Raw genomic sequence first — 2,080 nt, 5'->3', positions numbered from 1 at the left:
GCGCTGGCGCCGGAGGCTGTTACCACGATTGCCGGAGTAGCCGGCACGCAGCTTCTGCTGGATTTTTTCAATCCTGAGCTTCAGTTTGCTGCACTGTTTTTCTGCGTCAGGCGCTCCCTCGCTGCTTCGGAAGCGCTGTTCGGGCGTATCCCGCTGAAGGGACTGTTGAATCTTCCGGTGAATGGCACTGACCTTCTCGCTCTGGCGCACGTTATCCGCCATGGGAATCACGGAGGCATTTCGCGGGGTCACGGTCTTTGCCTTCGCGGTGGCAGGCGCAGTATCCGAGAAATGGGTGACGCCCTGGTCGTCAGTCCAGGTGTACATCTCAGCGGCCGCTGGCTGGGCCAGCAGGAATAAGCACAAAAATACCCAACGCCGTCCTGGCATAGTCCACGCTCCCTGTGGTGTCTCGTCTGTCGGTCAATCCAGCAGTTCAATCCAGTGCTGCACGGGCACCGGTGCTTTGGTTTCCAGATGCATCTGGCAGCCAATATTGGCGGTGACGATGCGATCCGGCTTGTCTATGGTAAGCGCTTCCAGTTTGTTTTTCAGCAAACGCTGGCTCAGTTCGGGCTGAAGAATGGAGTAGGTTCCGGCGGAACCACAGCACAGATGCCGGTCTTTGGTCTCGGCCAGCTCAATACCGGCTTTGGCAAGAACCTGATCCACCGCTCCGCCCTGCTTCATGGCGTGTTGCAGGGTGCAGGGGCAGTGCACAGCCACTTTTCCGGAACCGGAAGCCACTTTCAGCTTGTCAAGATCCTGCTTGAGCAGGAAGGCGCCAATGTCGGTACACAACTCGCTGACTTTCTGCGCCTTCTGGGCGTACACCGGGTCGTCTTTCAACAAGTGCCCGTAGTCCTGCACCATGGCGCCGCAGCCGGAGGCGGTCATGACGATCGCTTCGGCCCCGGCCTCGATAGCGGGCCACCAGGCGTCGATGTTGCGGCGCATGGCGTCAAGGGCAATCTGGTGTTCCGACAGATGGTGGTTAACGGCGCCACAGCAGCCGGCTTGCGGTGCTTCCACCATGGTGATACCCAGCTTGTCCATTACCCGTGCCGCAGCCGCGTTCGTATTCGGCGTTGCCGCTGGTTGGGCACAGCCGGCCAGGGCGATAACAATGCGTTCGTGGCTGGATGTTGGCCAGGGACTGGCTTTCTTCTTCGGTGGTACTTTCGCACCCAGCACGCCGGGCAGCACGGGCTTGAAGAACTGCCCGAGGCCAAGGAACAAGCCGAACAGTTTTCTGTTGGGAATAAAACGCCCGAGCGCCCAGCGAATCCAGCGCTCTCTGGCCGGCCGGGGCATTTCCTGTTCCATCAGGCCACGGCTGATGTCGACCAGGCGGCCATATTTAACACCGGATGGACAGGTGGTCTCGCAGCTACGGCAGGTCAGACAGCGGTCCAGGTGCTGGCGGGATTTTTCGGTAACTTCTTCACCCTCAAGAAACATTTTCATCAGGTAAATTCTGCCGCGGGGGCCGTCCCGCTCATTATTCAGTTCCTGGTAGGTAGGACAGGTGGCGGTGCAGAAGCCGCAGTGAACGCAGGCCCGCAGGATTGATTCGGCTTCCTGACCTTCGGCGGTGTTGGCAAATTGTTGAACTAAGTTTGTTTGCATGGTCTACCTGAACTGCTGAATTCTGGAGTCTGGTCACGGCTGGGAACCTTCTTCCGAAACACGCTCCTTCGGCACATCCATGTGACGCTTGGACTCCGCCATCCATGGCTCCGTACAGTTTCGGAAGAAGGTTCCCAGCCGCTCCTCAGGCTTATGGTGTTTTTATCAAAGCCAACTGTAAAGCCGACCGGGGTTAAACAATCCGTCCGGGTCGAAGGATTCCTTCAACCGCTTCTGAATCGTCTGCAACGCCTCGGGTTGGTAGTGCATCACTTCGTCAGTACGATCACCGCCGCGAAACAGGCTGACTTGTCCGCCAGCGCTCCTGGCCATGGATTCCATCCGGGCGGAGTCGGCCTCGCCGCGGTACCAGCGTTGGGACCCGGCCCAGTCGATCAGCCAGGGGCCATCCAGCTCGGGGTTAGCTGCAGTCGAGCCTATGGAGAACCGC

Annotated in this window: 2 protein-coding genes and 1 pseudogene; all 3 read right to left on the bottom strand. The window is 59.0% G+C overall.

Annotated elements, in window-relative coordinates; all coding sequences use genetic code 11:
- Positions 1-390: DUF4124 domain-containing protein (locus VJ956_RS08335; RefSeq protein WP_324083734.1), on the bottom strand; the 390-nt coding region annotated here is incomplete at its 3' end.
- A gap of 33 nt (positions 391-423) precedes the next feature.
- Positions 424-1,629: a glycolate oxidase subunit GlcF gene (gene glcF / locus VJ956_RS08330; protein WP_324083732.1), complete on the bottom strand. Its 1,206-nt coding sequence runs from the start codon at positions 1,627-1,629 to the stop codon at positions 424-426.
- A gap of 165 nt (positions 1,630-1,794) precedes the next feature.
- Positions 1,795-2,080: pseudogene (gene glcE / locus VJ956_RS08325) on the bottom strand (glycolate oxidase subunit GlcE); the annotation flags it as partial.

Source organism: Marinobacter sp. (assembly GCF_035268745.1).
Lineage (GTDB): Bacteria > Pseudomonadota > Gammaproteobacteria > Pseudomonadales > Oleiphilaceae > Marinobacter.
The sequence above is the reverse complement of the archived record's forward strand: the minus strand, read 5'-3'. Positions and strand labels throughout refer to the sequence as shown.